Origin of the sequence: Stenotrophomonas sp. TWI602 (assembly GCF_039674045.1) — a bacterium.
Taxonomy (GTDB): Bacteria; Pseudomonadota; Gammaproteobacteria; order Xanthomonadales; family Xanthomonadaceae; genus Stenotrophomonas.
Genome location: NZ_JBDJMT010000017.1, coordinates 41616 through 66153, shown reverse-complemented (window position 1 = coordinate 66153; position 24538 = coordinate 41616). Strand labels below are relative to the sequence as shown.

General features: G+C 63.3%; 22 protein-coding genes and 1 tRNA gene. 17 read left to right on the top strand and 6 right to left on the bottom strand.

From position 1 onward, the window contains the following. The first annotated feature begins 50 nt into the window (after positions 1-50). The 5 genes from ABE483_RS14625 (at position 51) to ABE483_RS14605 (ending at position 7434) form a co-directional block, all read left to right on the top strand. Positions 51-998 (top strand): bifunctional riboflavin kinase/FAD synthetase, encoded by a 948-nt coding sequence (locus ABE483_RS14625; protein ID WP_313217600.1) that lies wholly within the window; start codon positions 51-53, stop codon positions 996-998. Continuing rightward, positions 995-3826: an isoleucine--tRNA ligase gene (gene ileS / locus ABE483_RS14620; protein WP_346481931.1), complete on the top strand. Its 2832-nt coding sequence runs from the start codon at positions 995-997 to the stop codon at positions 3824-3826. The genes ABE483_RS14625 and ileS overlap by 4 nt, the downstream gene beginning before the upstream one ends. Further along, positions 3826-4332 carry a signal peptidase II gene (lspA, locus tag ABE483_RS14615; protein WP_313211085.1) on the top strand — a complete coding sequence of 169 codons (507 nt, stop codon included), beginning with the start codon at positions 3826-3828 and terminating at the stop codon, positions 4330-4332. Before ileS ends, lspA begins: the two co-directional genes overlap by 1 nt. A gap of 53 nt (positions 4333-4385) precedes the next feature. Next, positions 4386-5336 carry a 4-hydroxy-3-methylbut-2-enyl diphosphate reductase gene (gene ispH / locus ABE483_RS14610; protein ID WP_123728670.1) on the top strand — a complete coding sequence of 317 codons (951 nt, stop codon included), beginning with the start codon at positions 4386-4388 and terminating at the stop codon, positions 5334-5336. A gap of 217 nt (positions 5337-5553) precedes the next feature. Further along, positions 5554-7434: a peptidase M61 gene (locus ABE483_RS14605; RefSeq protein ID WP_346481930.1), complete on the top strand. Its 1881-nt coding sequence runs from the start codon at positions 5554-5556 to the stop codon at positions 7432-7434. 24 nt (positions 7435-7458) lie between these two features. Here the strand turns inward: ABE483_RS14605 and treA are convergent, their stop codons facing one another. Beyond that, complete coding sequence (gene treA / locus ABE483_RS14600; protein WP_346481929.1) at positions 7459-9087, bottom strand: alpha,alpha-trehalase TreA; 1629 nt, start codon at positions 9085-9087, stop codon at positions 7459-7461. A gap of 162 nt (positions 9088-9249) precedes the next feature. Between treA and ABE483_RS14595 the strand changes: the two genes are divergently transcribed. From ABE483_RS14595 to ABE483_RS14540, 12 genes are all read left to right on the top strand, one after another. Beyond that, positions 9250-9325: transfer RNA gene (locus ABE483_RS14595), tRNA-Thr, on the top strand. Between the two features lie 212 nt (positions 9326-9537). Beyond that, the gene (locus ABE483_RS14590; RefSeq protein WP_346466348.1) at positions 9538-10542 is read left to right on the top strand and encodes an RHS repeat-associated core domain-containing protein; all 1005 of its coding nucleotides are present in this window, start codon (positions 9538-9540) and stop codon (positions 10540-10542) included. 1 nt (position 10543) lies between these two features. Next, a complete protein-coding gene (locus tag ABE483_RS14585; RefSeq protein WP_346466349.1) occupies positions 10544-10810 on the top strand; it encodes a hypothetical protein in 267 nt (88 codons plus the stop codon). Between the two features lie 111 nt (positions 10811-10921). Beyond that, on the top strand, positions 10922-11671 hold the full coding sequence (locus tag ABE483_RS14580) for an Arm DNA-binding domain-containing protein (RefSeq protein WP_346481928.1): 750 nt from the start codon (positions 10922-10924) through the stop codon (positions 11669-11671). Positions 11672-11802: 131 nt separating this feature from the next. Then, entirely contained in the window at positions 11803-12318 is a 516-nt protein-coding gene (locus ABE483_RS14575) for a hypothetical protein (RefSeq protein WP_346481927.1), read from the top strand. A 220-nt stretch (positions 12319-12538) separates the two neighbouring features. Further along, positions 12539-13294, top strand: a complete 756-nt coding sequence (locus ABE483_RS14570) for an RHS repeat-associated core domain-containing protein (RefSeq protein WP_346481926.1) — start codon at positions 12539-12541, stop codon at positions 13292-13294. Between the two features lie 303 nt (positions 13295-13597). Next, positions 13598-13915 (top strand): hypothetical protein, encoded by a 318-nt coding sequence (locus tag ABE483_RS14565; RefSeq protein ID WP_137188916.1) that lies wholly within the window; start codon positions 13598-13600, stop codon positions 13913-13915. A gap of 286 nt (positions 13916-14201) precedes the next feature. Further along, on the top strand, positions 14202-14642 hold the full coding sequence (locus ABE483_RS14560) for a D-Ala-D-Ala carboxypeptidase family metallohydrolase (RefSeq protein ID WP_346481925.1): 441 nt from the start codon (positions 14202-14204) through the stop codon (positions 14640-14642). Further along, entirely contained in the window at positions 14639-15223 is a 585-nt protein-coding gene (locus ABE483_RS14555) for a hypothetical protein (RefSeq protein WP_346481924.1), read from the top strand. The genes ABE483_RS14560 and ABE483_RS14555 overlap by 4 nt, the downstream gene beginning before the upstream one ends. A gap of 164 nt (positions 15224-15387) precedes the next feature. After that, positions 15388-15825 (top strand): RHS repeat-associated core domain-containing protein, encoded by a 438-nt coding sequence (locus ABE483_RS14550; protein WP_346481923.1) that lies wholly within the window; start codon positions 15388-15390, stop codon positions 15823-15825. Positions 15826-16053: 228 nt separating this feature from the next. Beyond that, positions 16054-16386 carry a hypothetical protein gene (locus ABE483_RS14545; protein WP_313211092.1) on the top strand — a complete coding sequence of 111 codons (333 nt, stop codon included), beginning with the start codon at positions 16054-16056 and terminating at the stop codon, positions 16384-16386. Positions 16387-16943: 557 nt separating this feature from the next. After that, positions 16944-17225 carry a hypothetical protein gene (locus tag ABE483_RS14540; protein ID WP_313211093.1) on the top strand — a complete coding sequence of 94 codons (282 nt, stop codon included), beginning with the start codon at positions 16944-16946 and terminating at the stop codon, positions 17223-17225. A gap of 223 nt (positions 17226-17448) precedes the next feature. Here ABE483_RS14540 and ABE483_RS14535 read toward each other — a convergent pair whose 3' ends face one another. The 5 genes from ABE483_RS14535 to ABE483_RS14515 form a co-directional block, all read right to left on the bottom strand. Beyond that, the gene (locus ABE483_RS14535) at positions 17449-20526 is read right to left on the bottom strand and encodes an efflux RND transporter permease subunit (RefSeq protein WP_346481922.1); all 3078 of its coding nucleotides are present in this window, start codon (positions 20524-20526) and stop codon (positions 17449-17451) included. Further along, entirely contained in the window at positions 20523-21623 is a 1101-nt protein-coding gene (locus ABE483_RS14530; protein ID WP_346481921.1) for an efflux RND transporter periplasmic adaptor subunit, read from the bottom strand. The genes ABE483_RS14535 and ABE483_RS14530 overlap by 4 nt, the downstream gene beginning before the upstream one ends. Before the next feature lie 49 nt (positions 21624-21672). Next, a complete protein-coding gene (locus tag ABE483_RS14525; protein ID WP_346481920.1) occupies positions 21673-22305 on the bottom strand; it encodes a TetR/AcrR family transcriptional regulator C-terminal domain-containing protein in 633 nt (210 codons plus the stop codon). 76 nt (positions 22306-22381) lie between these two features. Further along, a complete protein-coding gene (locus ABE483_RS14520) occupies positions 22382-23716 on the bottom strand; it encodes a sensor domain-containing diguanylate cyclase (protein WP_346481919.1) in 1335 nt (444 codons plus the stop codon). Further along, positions 23713-24519 (bottom strand): alpha/beta hydrolase, encoded by an 807-nt coding sequence (locus ABE483_RS14515; protein ID WP_313211098.1) that lies wholly within the window; start codon positions 24517-24519, stop codon positions 23713-23715. Before ABE483_RS14515 ends, ABE483_RS14520 begins: the two co-directional genes overlap by 4 nt. Positions 24520-24538: the final 19 nt, after the last annotated feature.

Here is a 24538-nt window from a genome sequence, read left to right as displayed (position 1 = left end):
ATGGCTATCTCTTGCAAAGCATCGGCCCTGGTGGGTCGCATTCCACGTAGATGAGCAGGCTGTTTAGAAGCGTCGAAGGCGGGCAACTGTTCCCGCACGGAAGCGTGGTCTGCATCGGCGCATTCGACGGCCTGCACCTGGGTCATCGTGCGTTGGTGCGCCACGCCGTTTCGCGCGCGCGCGCGCTGGGCGTGGCCGCCGTGGCGGTGGCCTTCGAGCCGCTGCCGCGCGAATACTTCGCCCAGGGTGAGCCGCCGCCGCGGTTGACCCTGGCCCGCGACAAGGTCGCCATGCTGCGCGAGCTCGGCGTGGATGCGGTCGGCCTGCTGCGCTTCGATGCGCGCATGGCCGCGATGCAGGCCGAGGCGTTCGTCGAGCAGCTGCTGGTGCACCGGCTGAGCGCGCGTGAAGTGTGGATCGGGCCGGAGTTCTGCTTCGGCAACCGCCGCAAGGGCGATCTGGCCCTGCTGCAGGCGATGGGCGGCGAGCGTGGCTTCAGTGCCGGTGAGATCGAGCCGGTCGACCTGCATGGCGAGCGCATCTCCAGCACCCGCATCCGCCAGCTGCTGCGCGCCGGTGATTTCAGCCATGCCGGCGATCTGCTGGGCAGGCCGTATACGATTGGGGGCAGGGTAGTGCGCGGCCGCCAATTGGGCCGTACGCTGGGCTTCCCGACCGCCAACCTGCGCTTTCCGAAGACGCCGGCGCTGTCGGGGATCTACGCGACCTGGGTCCACGGTGTGTTCGACCAGCCGTGGCCGTCGGTCTCCAGCTTCGGTACGCGTCCCACCGTGGACGGCGTGGAGCCGCTGCTGGAAGCGCACCTGTTTGATTTCCAGGGCGACCTGTACGGCCGCCACATCGATGTCGAGTTCGTCGCCAAACTGCGCGATGAAGAAAAGTTCCAAGATCTGGCTGCGTTGACCGACCAGATGCACCGTGACGCCGAACAGGCCCGTCACATCCTTTCCGAACACAGATTGCGAGCCACTGCGTGAGCCAGGACTACAAAGCCACCCTTCATCTGCCGGCAACCGAATTCCCGATGCGCGGCGACCTGCCCAAGCGCGAGCCGGGCATTCTGTCGCGCTGGGAGGACGAGGGCCTTTACGCCCGCCTGCGCGACAACGCGCAGGGCCGCCCGCTGTTCGTGCTGCACGACGGCCCGCCCTACGCCAATGGCCAGATCCACCTCGGCCACGCCGTCAACAAGATCCTCAAGGACATCATCGTCAAGTCGCGCTACCTGGCCGGCTTCGATGCGCCCTACGTGCCGGGCTGGGATTGCCACGGCCTGCCGATCGAGATCGCGGTCGAGAAGAAGTGGGGCAAGGTCGGCGTCAAGCTCGATGCGGTCGCGTTCCGCCAGAAGTGCCGCGAGTTCGCCGAAGAGCAGATCGAACTGCAGCGCCGCGATTTCAAGCGCCTGGGCGTGATCGGCGATTGGGACAACCCGTACAAGACGCTGAGCTTCGATTTCGAAGCCAACGAAATCCGTGCGCTTTCCAAGGTGTTCGCCAACGGTCACATCGTGCGCGGCGCCAAGCCGGTGCACTGGTGCTTCGACTGTGGCTCGGCGCTGGCCGAGGCCGAAATCGAATACCAGGACAAGACCTCGCCGGCGATCGACGTGGCCTACGTCTCGCGTGACGCGCAGCAGCTGGCCGAACGCTTCGGCGTGACGCTGCCGGCTGATGTCGAGGTTGCGGTGCCGATCTGGACCACCACCCCGTGGACGCTGCCGGCCTCGCTGGCGGTGTCGCTCGGTGCGGAGATCGAATACGTGCTGGCCGAAGGCCCGGCCCACAACGGCAAGCGCCGTTGGCTGGTGCTGGCCGCCGCGCTGGCCGAGCGTTCGCTGCAGCGCTACGGCGTGGAAGGCCTGGTCGTGCACGGTCGTGCCACCGGCGCCGCGCTTGAAAATCTGCTGCTGGCCCATCCGTTCTACCCGCAGCGCGACATCCCGCTGCTCAACGGCGCCCACGTCTCCGACGAAGACGGTACCGGTGCGGTGCATACCGCCCCGGGCCATGGCCAGGAAGACTTCGTGGTCAGCCAGCAGTACGGGCTGATGGACAAGTACAACGCCGGCCAGATCAACCCGGTCGACGGCCGTGGCGTGTACCTGTCCTCGACCCCGCCGGCCGGCGATGTCGAGCTGGCCGGCGTGCACCTGTGGAAGGCGCAGCCGCTGATCATCGATGTGCTGCGCGCCTCCGGTGCGCTGCTGGCCTTCGTTGAGATCGTGCACAGCTACCCGCATTGCTGGCGCCACAAGACCCCGGTCGTGTTCCGCGCCACCCCGCAGTGGTTCATCTCGATGGACAAGGCCAACCTGCGCCGCGACGCGATGGCCGCGATCGACAGCGTCGGCTGGTTCCCGAGCTGGGGCAAGGCGCGCATCGGCTCGATGGTCGATGGCCGCCCGGACTGGTGCATCAGCCGCCAGCGCACCTGGGGCGTGCCGATCGCGCTGTTCACCCACCGCGAAACCGGTGAGCCGCACCCGCGCACCGTCGAATTGATGCAGCAGGTCGCCGACCGCGTGCAGGCCGAAGGTATCGACGTGTGGTACTCGCTGGACAGCGCCGAGCTGCTGGGCGATGAAGCGCCGCAGTACGAGAAGGTCACCGACATCCTCGATGTCTGGTTCGACTCGGGCGTGACCCATGAAGGCGTGCTGCTGGCGCGTGGCTTCGGCAAGCCGGCCGATCTGTACCTGGAAGGCTCAGACCAGCACCGCGGCTGGTTCCAGTCCTCGCTGCTGACCGGCGTGGCCATCGACAAGCAGGCCCCGTACAAGCAGTGCCTCACCCACGGCTTCACCGTGGATGAGAAGGGCCGCAAGATGTCCAAGTCGCTGGGCAACGGCATCGAGCCGCAGGACATCATGAAGACCCTGGGCGCGGACATCCTGCGCCTGTGGATCGCCTCGGCCGACTACAGCAATGAAATGTCGCTGTCGCAGGAAATCCTCAAGCGCAACGCGGATGCCTACCGGCGCCTGCGCAACACCGCGCGCTTCCTGCTCGGCAACCTGGACGGCTTCGACCCGGCCCAGCATCTGGTGGCCCCGGCCGACATGGTCGCGCTGGACCGCTGGATCGTGCATCGCGCCTTCGAGGTGCAGGAGAAGATCAAGGCCGCATACACCGGCTACAACATGGCCGAGATCGTGCAGCTGCTGCTGAACTTCTGCAGCGTGGATCTGGGCTCGGTGTATCTGGATGTCACCAAGGACCGCCTGTACACCATGCCGGTGGACTCGCGCGGCCGCCGCTCGGCGCAGACCGCGATGTACCACATCGCCGAAGCGTTCACGCGCTGGATCGCGCCGATCCTGAGCTTCACCGCCGATGAGCTGTGGGGGTACCTGCCGGGCGAGCGCAAGGAGAACGTGCTGTTCGCCACGTGGTACGTGGGCCTGGCTCCGTTGCCGGCCGATGCACCGCTCAACGCGGCCGACTTCGATCAGCTGCTGGCCCTGCGCGAGCAGGTCGCCAAGGTGCTCGAGCCGATGCGCGCCAACGGTGCGATCGGTGCGGCGCTGGAAGCGGAGATCACCGTCGCCGCCGATGCCGAGACCGCCGCGCGCTGGCAGCCGCTGGCCGAGGAGCTGCGCTTCCTGCTGATCAGCGGTGACGTGCAGGTGCGCCCGGCGACCACCGATGAGGTGTTCGTCAGCGCCCAGCCGACCGGCAAGCAGAAGTGCGTGCGCTGCTGGCACTACCGCGCCGATGTCGGCTCGGTGGCGGCGCACCCGGAACTGTGTGGCCGCTGCGTGACCAACATCGACGGTGCCGGCGAAGACCGGCGGTGGTTCTGATGGCCGCCGCCCGTCCGCGTCCGAACGCGCTGATCTGGCTGCTGCTGTCGGCAGCGATCATCATCGCCGACCAGTGGAGCAAGGCCTGGGTGCTGTCCAGCCTGCCCGAGTACGAGCCGGTGGTGGTCATCGAGGGCTTCTGGAACTGGTACCGCACCTACAACACCGGCGCGGCATTCAGCTTCCTGAGCGATGCCGGTGGCTGGCAGCTCTGGTTCTTCACCGCGCTGGCGGTGGGCATCAGCGGTCTGATGGCCTACTGGATGTGGGGCACCGCGCGCGGTGCCTGGCGCAGCGCCGTGCCTTACGCGCTGGTGATCGGCGGGGCGATCGGCAACGTGATCGACCGCCTGATGCACGGTCACGTGGTCGACTTCATCCAGTGGCATATCGGGGACCATTACTGGCCCTCGTTCAACATCGCTGATTCGGCGATCGTGGTCGGCGCGGTGGGTATCGCCCTGTTCGGCCTGTTCGACGGCAAGGCGGCCAAAAAAGCGGGATAATTCCCTCCTGTATCCGTAACAACCCGGCTTACGCCGGCCGGAGTATCTGACCGATGGATGTGTTGCTCGCCAATCCGCGTGGTTTCTGTGCCGGTGTCGATCGTGCGATCGAGATCGTCAAGCGCGCGATCGAGACCCTGGGTGCGCCGATCTACGTGCGCCACGAGGTCGTGCACAACCGGTTCGTGGTCGATGACCTCAAGGCCCGCGGCGCGATCTTCGTCGAGGAGCTCGACGAAGTGCCGGACGACAACACGGTGATCTTCAGCGCCCACGGCGTGTCCCAGGCCGTGCGCCAGGAAGCCGACCGCCGTGGCCTGAAGGTGTTCGACGCGACCTGCCCGCTGGTCACCAAGGTGCACCTGGAAGTGGCCCGCCACTGCCGCGCCGGCCGCGACGTGGTGCTGATCGGCCACGCCGGGCACCCGGAAGTGGAAGGCACGATGGGCCAGTGGAGCCGCGAGCGCGGCACCGGCCAGATCTATCTGGTGGAGGATGTGGAAGACGTCGCCACGCTGGTCATCGACCAGCCGGAGAACTTCGCCTACACCACCCAGACCACGCTCTCGGTGGATGACACCCGCAGCATCATCGACGCGCTGCGCACCCGCTTCCCGGCGATGCAGGGCCCGAAGAACGACGACATCTGCTACGCCACGCAGAACCGCCAGGACGCCGTGCGTGATCTGGCCAAGCGTTGTGATCTGGTGCTGGTGGTCGGTTCGCCGAACAGCTCCAACTCCAACCGCCTGAGTGAACTGGCGCGCCGTGATGGCGTGGAGTCCTACCTGATCGACGGTGCCGACGAGATCGACCCGGCGTGGGTGGCCGGCAAGAAGCACATCGGCCTGACCGCGGGCGCCTCGGCACCGCAGGTCCTGGTGGATGGTGTGATCGCGCGCCTGAAGGAGCTCGGCGCTACCGGCGTCGGTGAACTGGAGGGCGAGCCCGAATCGATGGTGTTCGCGCTGCCGAAGGAACTGCGGCTGCGGCTGGTCGACTGACCCGCAGCATTCCGCCACGCATGCCGTGGCGCTGCCCGGTAGTGCCGGCCGCTGGCCGGCAGCGCACCCCGGTTGGTCCTGATCCCGTCCGGCAGACAGAACGTCACTGCGCGCCGCTGTGCCAATCATGGCCGCAACGCGACGCATGACCTTTGGCCATGGGGCAGGGCGGTAACGCAGGGCTAGGATCGAGGCTTCCCCCGCTGGAGCCTGCCTGATGAAGATGCGTGCCATTGCCCTGTCCGTGTTGCTGGCCGTGTCCGCCACCGGCGTACAGGCGCAGACACCGCCGCCGCAGGATGTGGCCTCCCCCGGGCTGCTGCGCATCGACGTGGACGCACGTGACATCGGCCGACGGATCTTCAAGGTCAAGGCCACGGTGCCGGCCAGACCCGGCCCACTGACCCTGCTGTACCCGCAGTGGTTGCCCGGGGCACATTCACCGAGTGGCCCGATCGACAAGCTCGCCGGCCTGGTCGTCACCGCCAACGGCAAGCCACTGCGGTGGACGCGTGATCAGTACGACGTCTATGCCTTCACCGTGGAGGTCCCGCAAGGCGCCAGCGAAGTGGTGGCCGAGTTCAAGTTCCTCTCTTCGCAGGGCAGCCAGGGCCGCGTGGTGATGACCCCGGACATGCTCAATCTGCAGTGGAATGCCAATTCGCTGTATCCGGCCGGGGTGATCACCCGCAACATCCAGGCGCAGGCCACCGTCACGCTGCCGCCGGGCTGGTCATATGCCACCGCGCTGGATACCGAGCGCCGCGAGGGTGACACGGTGGTGTTCAAGCCGATCAGCTACGACCACCTGGTCGACTCGCCGCTGTTCGCCGGGCGCCACTTCCAGCGCTTCGACCTGGACCCCGGCGCGAAGGTGCCGGTGCACCTGAACGTCTTCGCCGATGAGGCCAGATCGCTGGCCGCCAAGCCCGAGCAGATCCAGGCGCACCGCGCGCTGGTGCAGCAGATGTACAAGCTCTACGGCGCACGCCACTTCGACCGCTACGAGTTCCTGCTTGCGCTGACCGACAAGCTCGGTGGCATCGGCCTGGAGCACCAGCGCTCCAGCGAGAACAGCGGTGACACGGGTTACTTCACCGAGTGGGACAAGACCTGGCTGGGCCGCGATCTGCTGCCGCACGAGTTCAATCACTCCTGGAACGGCAAGTACCGTCGTGGCGCCGATCTGACCACTGCCAACTTCAACGTGCCGATGGGCGACAGCCTGCTGTGGCTGTACGAAGGCCAGACCCAGTTCTGGGGCCAGGTGCTGGCCGCGCGCTCCGGGCTGTGGAGCCCGCAGCAGACCCGCGACGTGCTGGCCAATGTGGCGGGCACTTACGACCGCGGTCGCCCCGGCCTGGCCTGGCGCAACCTGCAGGACACCACCAACGACCCGACCATCGCCCAGCGCCGCACATTGGCCTTCCGCAACTACCAGATGAGCGAGGACTACTACTCCGGCGGCCAGATGGTCTGGCTGGAGGTGGAGGGCAAGCTGCGCGCGCTGACGGGTAACAAGCGCGGGCTGGACGACTTCGCCAAGGCGTTCTTCGGCATGAACGACGGCGACTGGAATGTAAATCCCTACACCTTCGACGAGGTGGTGAGCACGCTCAACGGCGTGGCGCCGTTCGACTGGGCCAGCTTCCTGCGCGAGCGCCTGGACGGGCATGGTCCGCTCACCGGGGGCCTGGAAGCGGCTGGCTGGAAACTGGTGTACACCGATACACCGAACGAGGCGTTCAAGGCACAGGAAACCCGCGGCAAGAACAGCAACCTGCTGTACTCCATCGGCCTGTCTGTCAGCGAGTCCGGCTACATCGGCGATGTGCTGTGGGACAGCCCGGCCTTCAATGCCGGCCTGACGCCCGGCATGAGCGTGGTCGCGCTCAATGGCCGGGTGTTCAAGGCCGAGCAGTTGAAGGAGGCGATCACCGCAGCCAAGACCGACAAGGCGCCGCTGACGCTGCTGGTGAAGAGCTTCGACCGCATCGATACGGTCACGCTGGATTACCACGATGGGCTGAAGTACCCCTCGCTGGAGCGCATCGCAGGCAAGCCGGATCGTCTGGCGGAGTTGTGGAAGGCGCGGTGAGTGCGCTGCGTGGAGGCCGCCGGATCAGTCTGCGGTCTCCACCTCCTCTGCACTGTTGCATACCCGCTTCGGCGCGCACAGCCGATCCAGCAGGGCCAACGTGACGCCGTTGCTCCAGCCGAAACCGTCCTGCAGCGGGTACTCGCCGCCACCGCCGCCGGTGGCCGAACCGTCCACCACATATTTCTCCACCAGCTTGCCCTCGCGGTCATACACCGTCTGCACCGTGCGCAGGAAGCGCGTGCCGATCAGGCGGGCCAGGGCGTCCTGCCCATAGCGCTGCAATCCGTCCACCGCGACCCACTGCAACGGTGCCCAGCCATTCGGGGCATCCCATTGCTGACCGGTCGCCACGGTGGTGGTCAGCAGCCCGCCGTCGCGGAGCAGCTGCGAATCGACTGCCTGGGCGGTACGGCGGGCCTGCGTGCGGCCGGCGACGTCCAGCCACAAGGGAAACAACGCCGCCGCGGTCAGGGCAGGGCGGGTCTGGCCACGCTCCAGGTCGCGGTCCACGTACCAGCCTTGCTGGTCATCCCAGAGCAGCTGGTTGATGGCGTGCTGACGTGCCTTCGCCAGCCGGGTGAAGGTGCGTGCAGCGGCGCGATCACCGGCTGCTTTGCTGGCGCGGGCTACGGTCGTTTCCAGATGGAACAGCAGGCTGTTCAGATCCACCGGCACGATCGCCGTGGTGTGGATGCTCGCCAATGCAGACGGCTCCGTGAGCCAGCGTGAGCTGAAATCCCAGCCCGATTCCGCACCGGCGCGCAGGTCGCGATACACCTGCGAAGGCGCGCGCTGCGGCGCCTGCGCGGCGGTGGCCACATCGTCCATCCAGGACTCGGTGCGTGGCACCGCGCGGTCGTCCCAGTAACGATTGAGCAGTTGCCCGTCCGCCAGTCGCACGACGCGTTCGCGCGCCTCCCCCGCTGCCAGCGTTTCCGCGCCGCGCATCCAGAATGCATGCTCGATGCGCAGCTGCGGCAGGTAACGGCGGTAGGCCTCATCGCCTTCGTTGGTAGCGAGCAGGTCCACCATCAGGCTGAAGAACGGCGGCTGTGAGCGGCTCAAGTAGTAGCTGCGATTGCCGTTGGGAATATGGCCGTAGCTGTCGAGCTGGAACGCGAAGTTGTCCACCATGTCGCGTACCTGCTGCCAGCGGCCACTGGAGGCCAGCCCGAGCAGAGTGAAATAGCTGTCCCAGTAGTACACCTCCCGGAAGCGCCCGCCGGGCACGACGTAGGGCTTGGGCAGCGGCAGCAGCGAGCCGTTCGGATCCACCGTGTCGGTGTTGCGGGTCAGCACGGGCCACAGCCCCTCGATGTGCGCGCGCAGCGTCTCCCCCGCTGGTGGCACGTAGGGCTGGGTGTCACCGGGCACCGCGAAGTGCTCGGCCACGAAGGCTGCCAGGTCGAATCCGGGCCCAGTCCTCGCGCGCTGCCACTGGGTGAGGAGGGCAGCGCTGGGCTGGTGGGGCACTGCATCCGCGAAGGTCTTCTGATCCTTGAACAGGTGTGCGCCCTGGACCTGCTGGAAGAGCGGCTGCCACTGCTGGTCCGGCGTCTGCGGCATCGGCCCCGTGCCTTGTGCCAGCGCGGGGACACTGAACAACAGGGATGACAGCAGCAGACCGGCCAAGCGGGGACAGGGGCGCATGGGATGCCTCCGGAGGTGGGGGATTCACTGTAGAGGCTGGTGCGTCAAGGGCTGGTACTTCCGGGGCAGGTCGCTCGAGGTCATTGGGGCGCGGCCGTTTGCCGATGCGGCCGCTTCCCTGATTGACCAAAGTGGTCCGCACCCCCTAGAATTCACGACCTCGCCGGAATAGCTCAGTTGGTAGAGCGGCGCATTCGTAATGCGTAGGTCGTAGGTTCGATTCCTATTTCCGGCACCAGATACAGCAAAAAGCCCCGGCCTCGGTCGGGGCTTTTTGTTTGTGGCTCGCTTGGTGGTAGTGCCGGCCGCTGGCCGGCAACCTCAGGTCCATTCAACGCACCCCGGACTGACATCGGCACCTCGATCCGATCCGGCTTCGCTGGCGCTTAGCGGCAAGGGCGTTGCTCACGTCAGGATGGAGTGGTTGGCCTCAATCGCCCCGTTGGATTCATGGCGGATCATTCCTGTGCTATCAATACCCAGCCTTGCTTCAAGGCTCTTTCAGGGATTGGAAGGATGCACAGGTTCGGGGAAATTGCAGGCGGTGTGTCGACCCGCTTCAGGGGATTTGAGGATCGAATTCGGAAGCTGGGTGCGGTAGGCGCCTGGATGTTCTGTGTGTTGCTGATTGGCCTTGGCATGCCACCATCCGCAATCGCCCAGACGACGGTCACCTACATCCATACCGACGCCTTGGGCTCGGTAGTGGCCGAGAGCGATGCCAACGGCAACGTGATCAAGCGCTATGACTACGAGCCCTACGGTGCCGTGGTAGGCGGTCAGGTCACGGATGGACCGGGGTACACAGGGCATGTGAGCGATGCAGCTACTGGGCTGAGTTACATGCAGCAGCGGTACATGGATCCGCAGTTGGGTGTGTTCCTGTCTGTTGATCCGGTGGCTGCGTATGAGCAGCCGGTGGGGCAGTTCAATCGGTATCGGTATGCGAACGGCAATCCGTATCGCTTTACTGATCCGGATGGGCGACAAGCAGCAGAGCGTTTTGTCGAACAGCATCGTAAGGACATGGAGGCTGGCAATGGCGATGTGTACAAGCCGTTACAGCCCTTTGCGATTGCCGTAACAGGTGTAATGCTTGCCCCCGTGGTAGTTGAGGTGGGCATGGCAGCGCTAGCCAATCCTGCTGCTGTAGCTACCGCGACCGAAATCGGGGCTGGCGCTGCGGGAGTGACAGGGACCGGCGCAGTTGCTGGGAGGATAACGGGATACACCAAGCACGGTCTGAATCAGGCGATTTCACGTGATGGCGGCAGGGGTGTATCTCCAAAAGCAATTTTGTCGGCAGTTAGAGAGCCCTTAAAGGTAGCGGAGCAGGCCGGAGGCAAGACGGTATACACGGGGAGGGATGCCAAGGTTGTTCTGAACGGTGATGGAAAAGTGATAACTACAATTCCACGAAATAGTAATGGTGTGAGAGACCCAAAGGTGAAGTGAAATGAGTGGAAAGGTGCCGTTGCATTTGCGCATGCTGCTTGTGGAGATTTGCGCCAAAAATGGCCGTGATCTGTCATTTGAGAAGCTGGAGGGCGACGAGTGTTTATTCGATGGCAATGATCGGGAGTGGTTGGTTGATGCGCTTGTTCGAGAGCTCTCCGATACTGGCCTGAAATTGGACGATGAACCTAATGAGCGTGGGCTGGAAATCGAAGCGTTGATTGATTTTATCGGGCCGGACTCAGGCACAGGTCTGATGAATGAGTGAGCTTAAACTCGTTATTTGGAGGAGTAGAGCGCTGCGGACGCTCCGCATCCAAACATCGCCTCGCATCCTGTCCTAAGTTGGCCTTATCGCCACTTACGGACCCTCCGCCCGATGTCATCCGTCCTCACCAAGCGCATCGTCCTTACGTCGGAGCCCCGGGATCGCCCCTATGAGCTTAGGGATGCCCAGGTTCGCGGCCTGATCCTGCGCGTGCAGCCCTCTGGGCACAAGGCTTGGATCGTGACTTGGGCGCACGGTAAGCGTCGTACCTTGGGGTCGGTCGAGCATCTGTCACTTGATCAAGCCCGCGATCAAGCCCGGCAAGCAGTCGCTGAATACGTTCAGTCCGGATTGCCGACGCTCGCAAAATCCAAGCCCACTAGTTGCACGCTCGAAACGCTCCTCAACGAGCATTTCGAGCCTTGGGCGGTTGCCGAACTCAAGGGTGGTCGCCAGTACCCGGATCGCATCCGATCCGTGTTTCCGTGGCTGTTACGCCGTCAAATTATCGAGATTGATGTGCCCACGATGGAGCGCTGGTGGCGCGGGCGTATAACTGGCCCCGATGCCGTCACAAAGGCTACCGCAGCGCGCGACTTTGCTTGCCTGCGGTCTGCCTTGTCTCGTGCAGTTGAGTGGAAGCTGATCGACAAAAATCCTTTGATGGGCATTCATCACCGATCAGCAGCAAGCCGCAAGGTGGAACGCGGACCATCTGATCGATGCAGCTGGAAAGCTGGAGCGGGTAAAGGGGGGCGCGTGCCAAGGGCGGCCCGTGCCAAGGGCGGGTGGAAGGAGACGCAGGCAAGCTATTTGATGCAATCACCGATGGCGGCACTAAGACCTCTGGCGGTCGGGTGAGAATCCCGGACGGAATAGTCATAGGAAGCCACACGTCAAAAACTACTGGCGTGGCGACTATTGACATCAACAAGTCTGGCCAAATTTACAGATAAGAATCGATGCGCTTAAGTAGGTTCGGGGGTGGAGTGATGATCGACTTTCAGTCAAGCGGCATTGTGGGATACGGCGAGGTTTCTCTCGATGAGCTGGATATTTATTACCTAGAGAAATACTGGTTGAATCTAGAAAGCTTGGTAAGTTATTGGGCGGGGTTGCTTGATCAGGCTTTCATTGTGAATCGCGACGGTCCTGAAATCCGATGCCAATCAAATATGGAGTACCGGCCCGGGGGCGTCCTATTTACTGAGCAGGAGTTCCTCGACTTCAAGCGGCTGTCTATTGATCTAGGTGCCAAGAGTTTCGCAGTGATTGAGTATATTGGGCAAAGCGAGTGGGTGGATTTTTCATCTCGATCGTTTTTCCGATTTGCGTATCCGCTAGATGTGTCCTGGAGCGAGATGACGAGTTCCTGTCCGATTGCCGATGATGTGTTCATGCGACCCATCAGGGCATTCTTTGTCATTTCCGATAACGGGCGTATCGGTAAGTACGTGGATAGCGACGCATTTCATCCGTATGAGTTGTTCTTTTTCAGTAATTCGTAATGCGTATGTCGTAGGTTTGATTCCTATTTCCGGCACCAGATACATCAAAAAGCCCCGGCCTTGGCCGGGGCTTTTTGTTTGTGGCTCGCTTGGTGGTAGTGCCGGCCAGCGGCCGGCAACCTCAGGTCCGTTCGACGCACCCCGGACTGACATCGGCACCTCGATCCGGTTCGGCCTCGCCGGCGCTTAGCGCCAAGGGCGCTGCTCCCGTCAGGATGACGTGATTGGCCTCAATCGCACCGTCGGTTTCCTGGCCGATCGTTGCTGTGCTATCAATACCAAGCCTTGCTTCAAGGCACTTTCAGGGATCGGAAGGATGCGCAGGTACGGAGGAGCTGCAGGCGGTGTGTCGACCCGCTTTAGGGGAGTTGAAGATCGAGTTCGGAAGCTGGGTGCGGTAGGCGCCTGGCTGAGCTGCGTGCTGTTGCTGGGTCTGGCTGCTGTGCCGACCGCAAGCGCACAGACGGTCACCTACATTCACACCGACGCCTTGGGCTCGGTAGTGGCCGAGAGCGATGCCAACGGCAACGTGATCAAGCGCTATGACTACGAGCCCTATGGTGCCGTGGTAGGCGGTCAGGTCACGGATGGACCGGAGTACACAGGGCATGTGAGCGATGCAGCTACTGGGCTGAGTTACATGCAGCAGCGGTACATGGATCCGCAGTTGGGTGTGTTCCTGTCTGTTGATCCGGTGGCTGCGTATGAGCAGCCGGTGGGGCAGTTCAATCGATACCGCTATGCGAACGGGAATCCGTACAAGTTCACGGATCCGGACGGGCAGAGTGCCACGCTTCTCATCCCTATCGTGGTTATCCCGATCGTAGTCGCAACCACCTATTACGCTACGACAAGTTCAGAACAGCGTGCAGATCTCGGCAATAAATTGGAAAGCGCTGTAAGGGGGGGTGTTCCAGAAGTCCGAGTCGACCCCGCAGCAACCAGCTCTTCAGGGCGATGGATCGATAGCGTCTGAGGGCGCCTCGGGGAATCGATTTCCTGATCGAGCGCTGCCAACCAAGCCTAGTGGCGAGCCAGCGCCTGATCCTGATGCGGGCGGGCCCCATACTCAATTGGGACAGAAAGAAGGCAGAAACGGAAAGTATGACCAGGCCCGTGAGTTCGATGGGCAGGGCAGGCCGGTCAAGACAATCGGCTTTACTGACCATGGGAGACCTGGAAGCCATACAAGTCCCCATGAGCATCCTTACGAGTCTAACGGTACTGGTGGGACACCATCCCGGGCGAAGGCCCGGCCACTCAATGGAGGCTGATCGCGATGAATACTGACGAATGGGGTTTTCCGATAACCGGATCAAAAGTCAGCCAGGTGCTCAGAGGGCACTTCAGCCCGGAGGATATCTGGGAGCTGTCCTCCTTGGATGTTCCATCTGGAGAATTGAAAGCTCCGTCGCTCGATGTACTAAGAGAAAAGCTCTCTGAACAAGGTTCTCGCATTTCTACCGCAGGGTTATGCGAGGCTTTGGAAGGTGCTCCCCAGGTCTGGATCCTTGACATTCGCTTGGCTTCCGACAGAAATGTCGTGCTGTACATTGAAGATGGCGAAATATTCGAGATCAACCTTGAACGAGCCTAGGTACGCTTTGTACCTGGTGCGCATGTGGTAGGTCGTAGGTTCGATTCCTATTTCCGGCACCAGATACAGCAGAAAGCCCCGGCCTTGGTCGGGGCTTTTTGTTTGGGGCGGCGTGGAACTCATTGATTGGTGAGGGATTCGTTGCGAGCCGATCGTCGCAAGCATCAATGCTGCTCGTTGCGGAAGGTTTGCATCCGTATGGGTGTTGAGGGGCGCATTCGGAAGCCTGGCTTCCAGAGCACTTATGACTGAGCAGGGTCGGACCCTGACCAAATAGCTCGAAGACATGAAGCTTGGAGCTTTAGTTTGCAAGAGCGAATGCAGCAAAGTGCGGCATCAATCCCCTAGACTCGCCTTTAGTCGCCAGGCGATTGGAGAAAGCAGCAATGGGCTATCAGTTGTGGACCCGGCCTTTGCCGGATCTGAAGTGACGACCAAACTGCTCAACTTCAGTGATAAATCCGGCAAGAATGTCGAAGCGACTAGTGGCCGAAGAACGGTGGAGCAAAACCGAACGGTGGGTGGCGCTAGTCGGAGCCAGCACTTACAGGACAACGCGGCAGACGCACGGATCAATGGGAGCACAGCTAAGCGGACCGCTGATGCGGCCCATGGTTCCGGCGAATTCAACCGGGTCAATCAATATACTGATGGCCGCGGCGTTCATGTGGATCTTAAGCAGGATGGAACGCAGGGACGTTTCACTGACTGGAAACCCAAAAAATGAAGATCATCTCCGGCGGAGCTTGGCTCATGATGCTAGTGGCATGCAGCCCTGCTCCCTCCGACGTAAGGGATCTGGCCAAGCAGACGCCTACTGAAGCTGTCCCCTTGGTGGCAGGCATTGATGCCAGCAGTGGCTCCCTTGCGGGCCTGCGTATTGGGATGACCAAGGACCAGCTTTTCGCAGCCGGCAATCCCATCATTAAACGTTCGGTTATGCAGGAAGGAGACGAGTACATAGTCATGGATGTCTCGTTACCCGACGGTCTGGTTGTCGAATGCTGGTTCGACCAAGGCAGGATAGAGAAGCTGCGGACCATCTCCGAGGGATTGTTAGATGAGAAGGGAGTTGGTGTTGGCTCCACGTTGGTGGCGCTGAAGGCTGCCTATCCGGACGGTCGTCTTGTCACGGGAAATGAAGACGGCAGGCGCTATGCGAACCTCGTCAACCGCTCCAGAGTGGTCTTCGAGATGGACATGGCTGGGCTTCCACAAGCGTGTTTCCACGATGAAAGCAAGGAATGCGAGGTGCATCCGAACTTGCGTGTGCATGGCGTTGTCCTGTATTCCGGTCCAAGCACGTAGGGCAGGTGTTCCAGGCAAGTCTAGTGACTGGACTGGCCTGGGATGTTCAAGGCCATCTCCAGCTACGCAATGGGCGGAAGTCCGACTTCAACTTTGGCAATAGGCTGCGTGAAGTGAAGGAGGAGGCGGAGCGCTAGGCCTACAATTCCTATAGGCGGAGTGCGGTGGCGCACGATGCCCAGGGGCAACGCCTGCGCGCGATGTATTCGTTGGCCGGAAAGGTGGTGCACGAAGAGCGACGAGGAAAGGGCGCCTCGGAGTACATCTATGCAGGTGGTCGACTGCTGGCGACCCGCAGCTCGACAGGTGTTAGCTGGACGCATGTGGATGCGTTGGGCAGCCCGGTCGCTGTCACGGATCGCACAGGCAGCGTTGTCGAGCGCGGCCGGATTGAGCCGTATGGTGCCGAGTTGGGTGGGCAGGTCAAGGATGGGCCTGGCTACACCGGGCATGTGAGCGATTCGGCAACAGGTCTGGTTTACATGCAGCAGCGGTACATGGATCCGCAGCTAGGGATGTTCCTGTCGGTTGATCCGATGACGGCTTATCAGAAGCCGGTTGATCAGTTCAATCGCTATCGGTATGCGAATGGCAATCTGTAAAAGTTCAAAGACCCTGACGGTCGCATTGTCGAGATCGTATGGGACATTGCCAACATCGCGACGAGTACGATCAGCGCTTTAGCCAAGGCAACGTGGGGGCGGGTATTGTCGCCGGCGGGCTACATCAAATATGAGAACGCAGGTAAGCAAGGTGTTGATCCATATTCAGGAAAGACCCTGCCCAATTCCAAGTCGCATTTTCCAATCAAGTAGCGTGAGAAACGTCACATGAACGAGCATCGATCAGACACTTTTCAACATCTAAAAGGCAAGTATGTAACGTTGACCGTCGAGGATGAGCAGCTTCGGGTTGGAACTGATGATGGATGGTCGCTTCATATTTATAACGGATACACGCTCTCCTGCGGCGTGCGGATGGGCGCACTGACACATGCGTCGCTCCGATTGAAATTGGTCGATTGCCTGGTCGATGACGTCAAAATGACCATGATGTTTTCGGGCGATAAATTTCTCACCGTCGACTTGACGGACGACGGATACTCCGGGCCGGAGGCCATGCAGCTTAACGGGCCCGACGGTAGCATCGTTATCTGGGGCTGAGCCTGCTTCTTCAGATAATGATGAATAGCGCATTTCTGAAGATAATGAAGGGCAAGGACGAACGCATCTTAGCTGCATGCGGTTTCAGTGAACTTGCCCGTGCGTGGGCGCGGTGACGGCTTATCAGAAGCCGGTTGATCAGTTCAATCGCTATCGGTATGCGAATGGCAATCCTTACAGGTTCACTGATCCGGATGGGCGGCAGGCATTTAAGATGCCTATCCCTTGCATTATCACGTTGCCTTTAGATAATCGTGGCGGGAACATCCAGCAAAACGAAGACTCATCACGGGGGGTGGGGTGGGACTAGATATGATGACTGGTTGTTTGCGGAAGCTGAAGTTGCTCTCGGTTCTGTCGGATGCGCAACCGCCAGACAATCCGATTATTGCTAATGGCTGGGCGGGGATTGCATTTGACAGAAATTGCTATGCGGATCTTGCCCCGACAGACGTTTGGAATGCCTGGTTGGATGTGCATATACGGCAGTCCCGCTCATCTAGCGCAATAGGGATTGCGTCTTTGAAGACCTGGCTGCCGGCAAAGAAGAATGCAGCGTGGAGCCCGATCTTGACTCGCTGCGCCGGTATTGGATGGAAGGTGAGCGGTTTCTGCGCGATCACTACCTTTTTTCGTCCTCGTTCAACTGGGTGGTTCGCCTCGATCAGGACGTGACACTGTTTGCGGCAGAGCGAGATTTCATGCGCGAGGTAATCGACCGTCTTCATGGTTTGAACAGTGTCATGGATCGAATGATCGAGGATTTTGACCCTGGAGAAGACGATCCGGTTGGGTTGCAAAGATTTCTGTCTGACATCACAGATGAGCTGCGCCGTTGACATGCTCGTAAGTGCCTTGCCATAAGTTTGTCGATGAGACTTTGATGGCGAATGGCGCATCTGTACATGCTGTATTTTGAAGTGCAACCGTATCTATGCAGCAGGTGATGCAGCCAGCTTCAGCTTGGCAGCAGGCTCAATTTTCTGCCCCGGACACCAGATGCAGCAAAAAGCCCCGGCCAAGGCCGGGGCTTACTTGTTTGTGGCGAAGCTGCCAGTCACCTCACTCCGCACCACTCCCCGCCGGATGCGACGACCGCCGCCGGAACTTCCGCGACAGCCAATCCCCCGCATCATCCACCACGGTGAAGGCCGCCGGAATCACGATCAGGCTCAGCAGCGTGGAGGTGATCAAGCCACCGATCACGGCGATCGCCATCGGCGCACGGAAGCTGGAATCGCCGGCAAAGCCCAGCGCGATCGGCATCATGCCTGCGCCCATCGCCAGCGTGGTCATGATGATCGGCTGTGCACGTTTGCGGCAGGCATCGATCAGTGCGTCGTGCTGGCTCATGCCGTGTTCGTCTTCGGCCATCACCGCGTAATCCACCAGCAGGATGGAGTTCTTGGTGGCGATGCCGATCAGCATCAGCAGCCCGATCAGCGCCGGCAGCGAGAGCATGTTCTGGGTGATCAGCAGCGCGCCGAACGCGCCACCGGCACACAGCGGCACCGCGGCAAGGATGGTGATCGGCATCAGGGCGTGGTTGAACAGCAGCAACAGCACCATGTAGATGCAGATCAACCCCGCCGCCATTGCCAGCATGAAACCGATGAACAGCTCGACGAACACTTCCGCATCGCCGGTGTTGAGGAAGGTGACGCCCGGCGGCAACTGCTTGACGCTCGGCAGGGCCTGCACTTCGGTCATCACATCGCCCAGTGGGCGGCCGTTGAGTTCGGCGGTGAGGGTCACGTTGCGCTGGCGCTGGTAGCGTGAGATCTGCGAAGGGCCACTGCCTTGCTGGATGTCAGCCACGGCCGCCAGCGGTACCGGGCCATTGCGGCCGGGCACGCGCAGCTGGCTGATCAGGCCCGGATTGGCCAGCGTGGCTTCGGCGAAGCCGACCCGGATCGGCACCTGCCGGTCGGGCAGGTTGAGCTTGGCCAGGCGCTGCTCGTAATCGCCAGCCGTGGCGATGCGGGCGGCCTCGGCGATATCGGCAGTCGCCACACCCAGGTCCGCGGCGCGGGCGGGGTTCGGCACGATCTGGAGTTCCGGGCGCAGCAGCGAGGCGGTAGAGGTGACGCTGCCCAATCCCTGGATGCCGCGCAGGTCGCGTTCCAGTGCGGTGGCGGCGTCCTGCAGGCGCTGCGGGTCGTCGCCGGAGAGCACCAGCTGCAGCAGGTTGCCGGGCTCGGAGCTGACATAGCTGACGCGCACGCCGGGCAGATCAGCCAAGCGCTCTCGCGCCTCACGTTCCAGCACGCGCTGGTCGCGGTCGCGCCCGTCGGCGCTGCCCCAGTCGAGCACCAGGGTGGCCTTGCGCGGCTCACCGACGCCGGTCGCACCCGGATCGCCCAGGTCGAGCACGCTGCCGACCGCGGTATAGACCTGCTTGAGTTCGGGCATGTCCTTGAGCAGTGCGCGCGCGCGTTCGGCGACGGTCACGGTCTCCTGCAGGCGCGTGCCCGGCGGCAGCTCTAGATTGAGGTTGCTGCGGCCCAGATCGGACTGAGGGATGAAGGTGGCCGGGATGAACGGCACCAGCGCCAGCGACGCGACGAACAACCCGGTGGCCAGCCACAGGGTGCGGCCGCGATAGCGCAGTGCGGCGTCCACCCAGCCCAGGTACCACGTCATCAGCCTGGATTCCGGCTTCTCCTCGCCATGTGGCTTGAGCAGGTAGGCGGCCATCATCGGGGTGAGCAGGCGGGCCACCAGCAGCGAGAACAGCACGGCGGTGGCGGCGGTCCAGCCGAATTCGCGGAAGAACTTGCCGGCAATGCCGGGCATGAAGGCGACCGGCACGAACACCGCCGCCAAGGTCAGCGAGGTGGCGATCACCGCGTTGCCGATCTCGCCGGCCGCTTCGCGTGCAGCTTCCAGCGGCGGCTTGCCCATGCGCAGGTGGCGCACGATGTTCTCGATCTCCACGATCGCATCGTCCACCAGGATGCCGACCACTACGGAGAGCGCCAGCAGCGTGATGATGTTGAGGGTGAAACCGAAGAAATACATCACCGCGAACGTCGGGATGATCGACAGCGGCAGCGCCAGCGCCGACACCCAGGTCGCGCGCCAGTCGCGCAGGAACAGCCACACCACCAGCAGGGCCAACAGCGCGCCTTCCCAGAGCATGGTCATCGAGGAATCGTAGGAGCGGTGAGTCTCGTCGATCGCCGTGGTGACCAGGCGGAAGTCGATGCCCGGATGCTCGGCCTTGATCTTGTCCAGCGCCTCATGCACGCCGGCTTCCACCTTGACCTCGCTGGAGCCGCGGGTGCGCGACATCGAGAAGGCCACCACGCCCTTGCCATCCAGCAGGGCGGCCTCGGTGGGGTCAGCGGCGCCATCGGTCACCGTGGCCAGCGTGGAGAGCCGCACCGCGCGCCCGTCCGGCAGGGCGATGGAGTAGTCGCGCAGTGCCTGTGCGTCACCGACGGTACCCAGCGTGCGGATGGTCTGCTGCGCGCCTTCGACCTCGGTCTTGCCGCCGGCACGCTCGACCTGGATGCGGGCCAGCTGCTGCGATACATCGCCGGCGGTGATGCCCATCGCGATCAGCGCATTGGGATCCAGATCCACGCGTACCTGGCGCTGCACGCCGCCCACGCGGGTGACGCGCGCGACACCGGGTACGCCGTACATCGCACGCGAGATATCGCGGTCGACGAACCAGCTGGCCTCATCGGTGGTCATGTGCGGGGCGACCAGCGCATAGGTCATCAGCGAACCGCCGATATCGACCTTGGAGATCACCGGTTCCTGGATGTCCTGCGGCAGGTCGGTGCGGATGCGGGTGACCGCGTCGCGGGTGTCGTCCAGCGCGGTGGCCAGATCGGCTTCCAGCTGGAACTCGATGGTGGTGGTGCTGACGCCTTCGCTGACCGAAGACATCACGCGCTTGACGTTGTTGACCGTCGCCACCGAGTCCTCGACCTTGCGGGTCACCTCGGCTTCCAGCTGGCTCGGCGAGGCGCCGGGCTGGGTGACGGTGACGGTGGTCATCGGGAAGGCGATGTCCGGGAAGCGCGCCACCGGCAGCTGATGGAAACCCCACAGGCCGGCCACGCACAGCACGAAGAAGATCAGCAGCGCAGGCAACGGGCGTTTGATCGCCCAGGCGGAGATGTTCATCGTGCGGCGGCCTTGGTATCGGCCACCACGCGCACGCGGTCGCCCTCACCGAGGAAGCCGGCGCCATCCACCACCACCTGATCGCCCGCCTTCAATCCTTCAAGGATCGCGGTACGGCCCTTGACGGCCTGGCCGGTGCTGACACGGTGGCGGGTCGCCTGCTGTTTGTCGTTCACGGTGAACACGTAGTTGTGGCCGTCGCGCTGCACGATTGCCGCGGTCGGGATGGTCAGCACCGGGCCGTCGCCGGTGACGATGCGGCCATCTACGTAGATGCCCTGCTTCAGCGGGCCGGGGGTTGGCAGGTCGGCATAGATCGTGCCGGTGCGGGTCTGCCCATCGACACCCGGGGTGACCGCGCGGATGCGGCCGCTGACCACCTGGCCGCCGTACGGCAGCTCCACGGTGTTGCCCACGGCGACATCCGCCAGCTGGTTCTCCGGCAGTTCTGCGCGCCACTCCAGGCGGCCGTCGCGGATCAGGCGCAGCAGTTCGGTACCGGCGGAGACCACCTGGCCCGGCTGCACCAGACGCTTGGAAATCAGGCCGTCCGCCGGTGCACGCAGGTCGGCGAAGTCGCGACGCAGCTTGGCCGCGTCACGCGCGGCACGGGCGGTGGCGGTCTGCGCTTCGGCATTGATGCGCGAGGCACGCAGTTCATCCAGGCTGCTTTCGCTGATCAGCTGCTGGGCGGCCAGCTTGGCGCTGCGTTCGTAGTTCATGCGGGCCAGCTCCTGCGAGGCCTGCGCCTGCCGCAACGAGGCGTCGGCCTGCGCCAGCTCGCTGTCCAACGTGCGATGGTCCACCTGCAGCAACACCTGGCCCTGCTTGACCCATTGCCCCACGTCCACCAGCAACGCGGTGACGCGCTGGCCGCTGATCTCCACCCCCAGCTGCATTTCTTCATAGGCGGTTACCGGCCCGGAGACCAGTACCGTGCGCGCCATGGTCTGCTGCTGCGCGGGCGCCAGTGAGACCGGCAGCGCCGAACTGGCGGCCGCGGCCTCGGCGGAGGCCTTGTCGTCCTTGCCGCCACACGCGGACAGCAGCGCAGCGACCAGGATCAGGGAGAAACTGCGGAAGGAGAGTGCACGCATGGAGTGGCTTTCCGGGTCGGAACAGCGGGAAAAGAAAGGAATGGGGCAATCAGGATGCGCGGGGCAGGCGCAGTGCGATGCCATCCAGCATCAGGCCCAGCCCCTGCTCGAAGCGGGCGTCGAAATCGACCTCGCTCCACACGTCACGGGCCTGCCAGCAATGGGGAAAGCGGGCCTCGGCCAGCGCCATGAACGCCTCACCCAGCGCTTCCATGCTGCCGTCGCCGGGCCAGGACTGCTCCTCGATGACGAAGCCCATCGTGTAGTACACCAGGTCCATCGCCGCGGTCGCGGCAAAGCGTGCGGGCGCGCCGGCGCCCATCAGCGCGGCGATGCTGGCCTCACCCACCCGCAGCACGTTCTCGGTCGCCAGGAAGGTGCCGGCATACACCCGTGCACCATCGCGGCGGGCCTTGAAGGCCAGGCGGAACTCGCGCCCGATCTGCAGCAGGGTCTGCCGCCATGGCTGCCCGGCGGGGATCGCACGGGCGACGTCGCTGATCATGGCGTCGGCCATGGCGTCGATCAGCGCCTGTTTGCTCTTGAAGTGCCAGTACAACGACGGCGCCCGGATGCCCAGCGAGCAGGCCACCTTGCGCAGGGTAATACCCTCCAGCCCGGCTTCGTCGAGGATCCGGAAGGCCGCTTCGACGATGTTTTCCCGCGCGATCGGTTGGCGCACTGTGATCTGGCCTAACGTTGTTAGGGGGCGAATCTAACAGTGTTAGGCTGGCGCGGACAAGTGCCGCCCGCGTGCGTCAGAGGTCGATCAGGTTGGCCTGCAGCGCCGCCATCCGGACCTGGTTCCGGCCGCTGGTCTTGGCCTCATACAGCGCCTCATCCGCCCGGGCGATCAGGTCTTCCAGCAGTTTCTGGTCGCCACCCGGCAGCGCCTCGCCGATCGCCCCACCGACGCTGACGGAGACGGAGATCCGGTCGCCGCCCACCAGGATGGGGTCGGCCGCCACCGCACTGCGCAGCCGCTCGGCGGCGGCGGGAATCTCATCCACGGCGGACGCGGCCAGCAGGGCGATGAACTCTTCGCCGCCGAAGCGGGCAAACAGATCGCGCTCCCGCAGGGCGTCGCGGCAGCGCTTGGCGACCACCTTGAGGACTTCATCGCCGACCGGATGGCCGTAGGTATCGTTGATCTTCTTGAAGTGATCCACGTCCACCATCAGCACCGCGACGGCGCGGCCATTGGCTTCGCGGGCGGCGATGATCTGGACCGAGCATTCTTCGAAATGACGGCGGTTGGGGACGCCGGTCAAGGGATCGGAGGAGGCGAGGCGGCGCAGCTCGGCGGCCATCAGCAGATCGGCGGTGACATCGGTGAACAGCCAGATGCGCCCGTGTGCGCCGTTGCCGCGCACCGGATGGGTGTCCACTTCGAAGGTGCGCTCGCCCAGGGTCCAGTTCTGCTTGGCGGCGAACTGGTCGTTGTTCATCTGGGCGCTGTAGGCCACTTCCAGCTCGGCGTGGTTGTCGCAGCGTTGACGCAGGGCGCGCATCGGGCCGGCCAGATCCGCCGCGCGGTGATTGCCTGCCGTGCAGCCCAGCAGCTCCGCGGCGTGCTCGTTGACAGCCGCCCCGACGCCATCGCCGTCGATCAGCACGATGCCCGCCGGCACGCTTTCAAACAGATCCAGGAACTGATTGCGGACGATCGTGCCGCGTGCGGCTTCGCGCCGTGCGGACAGCAGCCGGGCCACGCTCGTGGCCAGCAGTGGCACCTGTGCCGTCAAGGCTGCCGGGGCAGGGGGGCTTCGCCAAAGCAGCAGCAGGCCACTCAGCGGCGCGCCGTGGGAGGGGGCCGGAACGTACAGCAGGCGGGCGGGGCGGCCTTCCAGGGCATGGATGATCGCCGTCGGCAGCCGGAAGTCCGCTGCGTCCATGGCCTCGCCGGTCCAGCGCGCCTCGAGGATGCCGCTGCGCGCCAGGTTGAAGCTCGGCGAGGGCAGTGCCGGGGCTGACACCGCCCAGGTCGCCCTGCCGCCGGCGTCCACTTCCACCGCCATCACCAGGTCAGCGTGGGAGGCGAGGCGGGCGAACTGGCACAGGGCCGCCAGCGCGTCACTGTCGGACGTCGTCACAACGCGGTGCCCGCCAGTCGCTGTTCAAGGATGCGCATGACGTCATCCGGCGCGGTCATGTGCGGAAGATGACCCGAGGCATCGATCACATCCAGGGTGGCGCCATCGATCGCGTTGGCCAGCCAGTGGCCGACGGCGACCGGTACCGCCACGTCGTGCGCGGTCTGGATGAGGTGGACCGGCGTGGAAACCCGCGCAGCCAGGCTGCGCAGATCGGAGGTGAAGATCGTGCGCGACGTATTGAGGGCGATATCCGGGCGCATCTGGAACAGCGTATTGGAGAAATCGGCGACAACCGCGCTGTCCTCCACGCCGACGACCATCGGGGCGAAGCCGGCGATCCAGGCCTGGTAGTTGGCGCGCATGCTCTCGAACAGCTGCTCCAGGTCCTGCGGCTGGAAGCCGCCGGTGTAGCCGTCGTCGTCGAGATAACGCGGCGACGCACCGATGATGACCAGGCGCTCGAACAGCTCTGGGCGTGCAACGGCGGCGGCCGCGCCGATCATGCCGCTCATCGAGTGGCCGATGTAGGTGCAGTCATGCACGTCCAGCTCGTCCAGAATGTCGATCAGATCGTCGGCATAGCCGAACAGCGAACCGTGCCGTTCGAAATCGTAGGTCTGCGCACCTTGCGGACCGCAGCCGGCAAGATCGAAGGAGATCACATCAAAGCGTGCTTCAAACCAGGGGCGCAGGGCGTTCCATGCGGTCTGATCGGTACCAAAGCCGTGTGACAGGATCGCGACCGCTTTACCCGCACCGCTTCGGCGCCCGTTGAACCGCTCGAAACTTTTCACGCACATCCACCCATGGCGTCTTGCA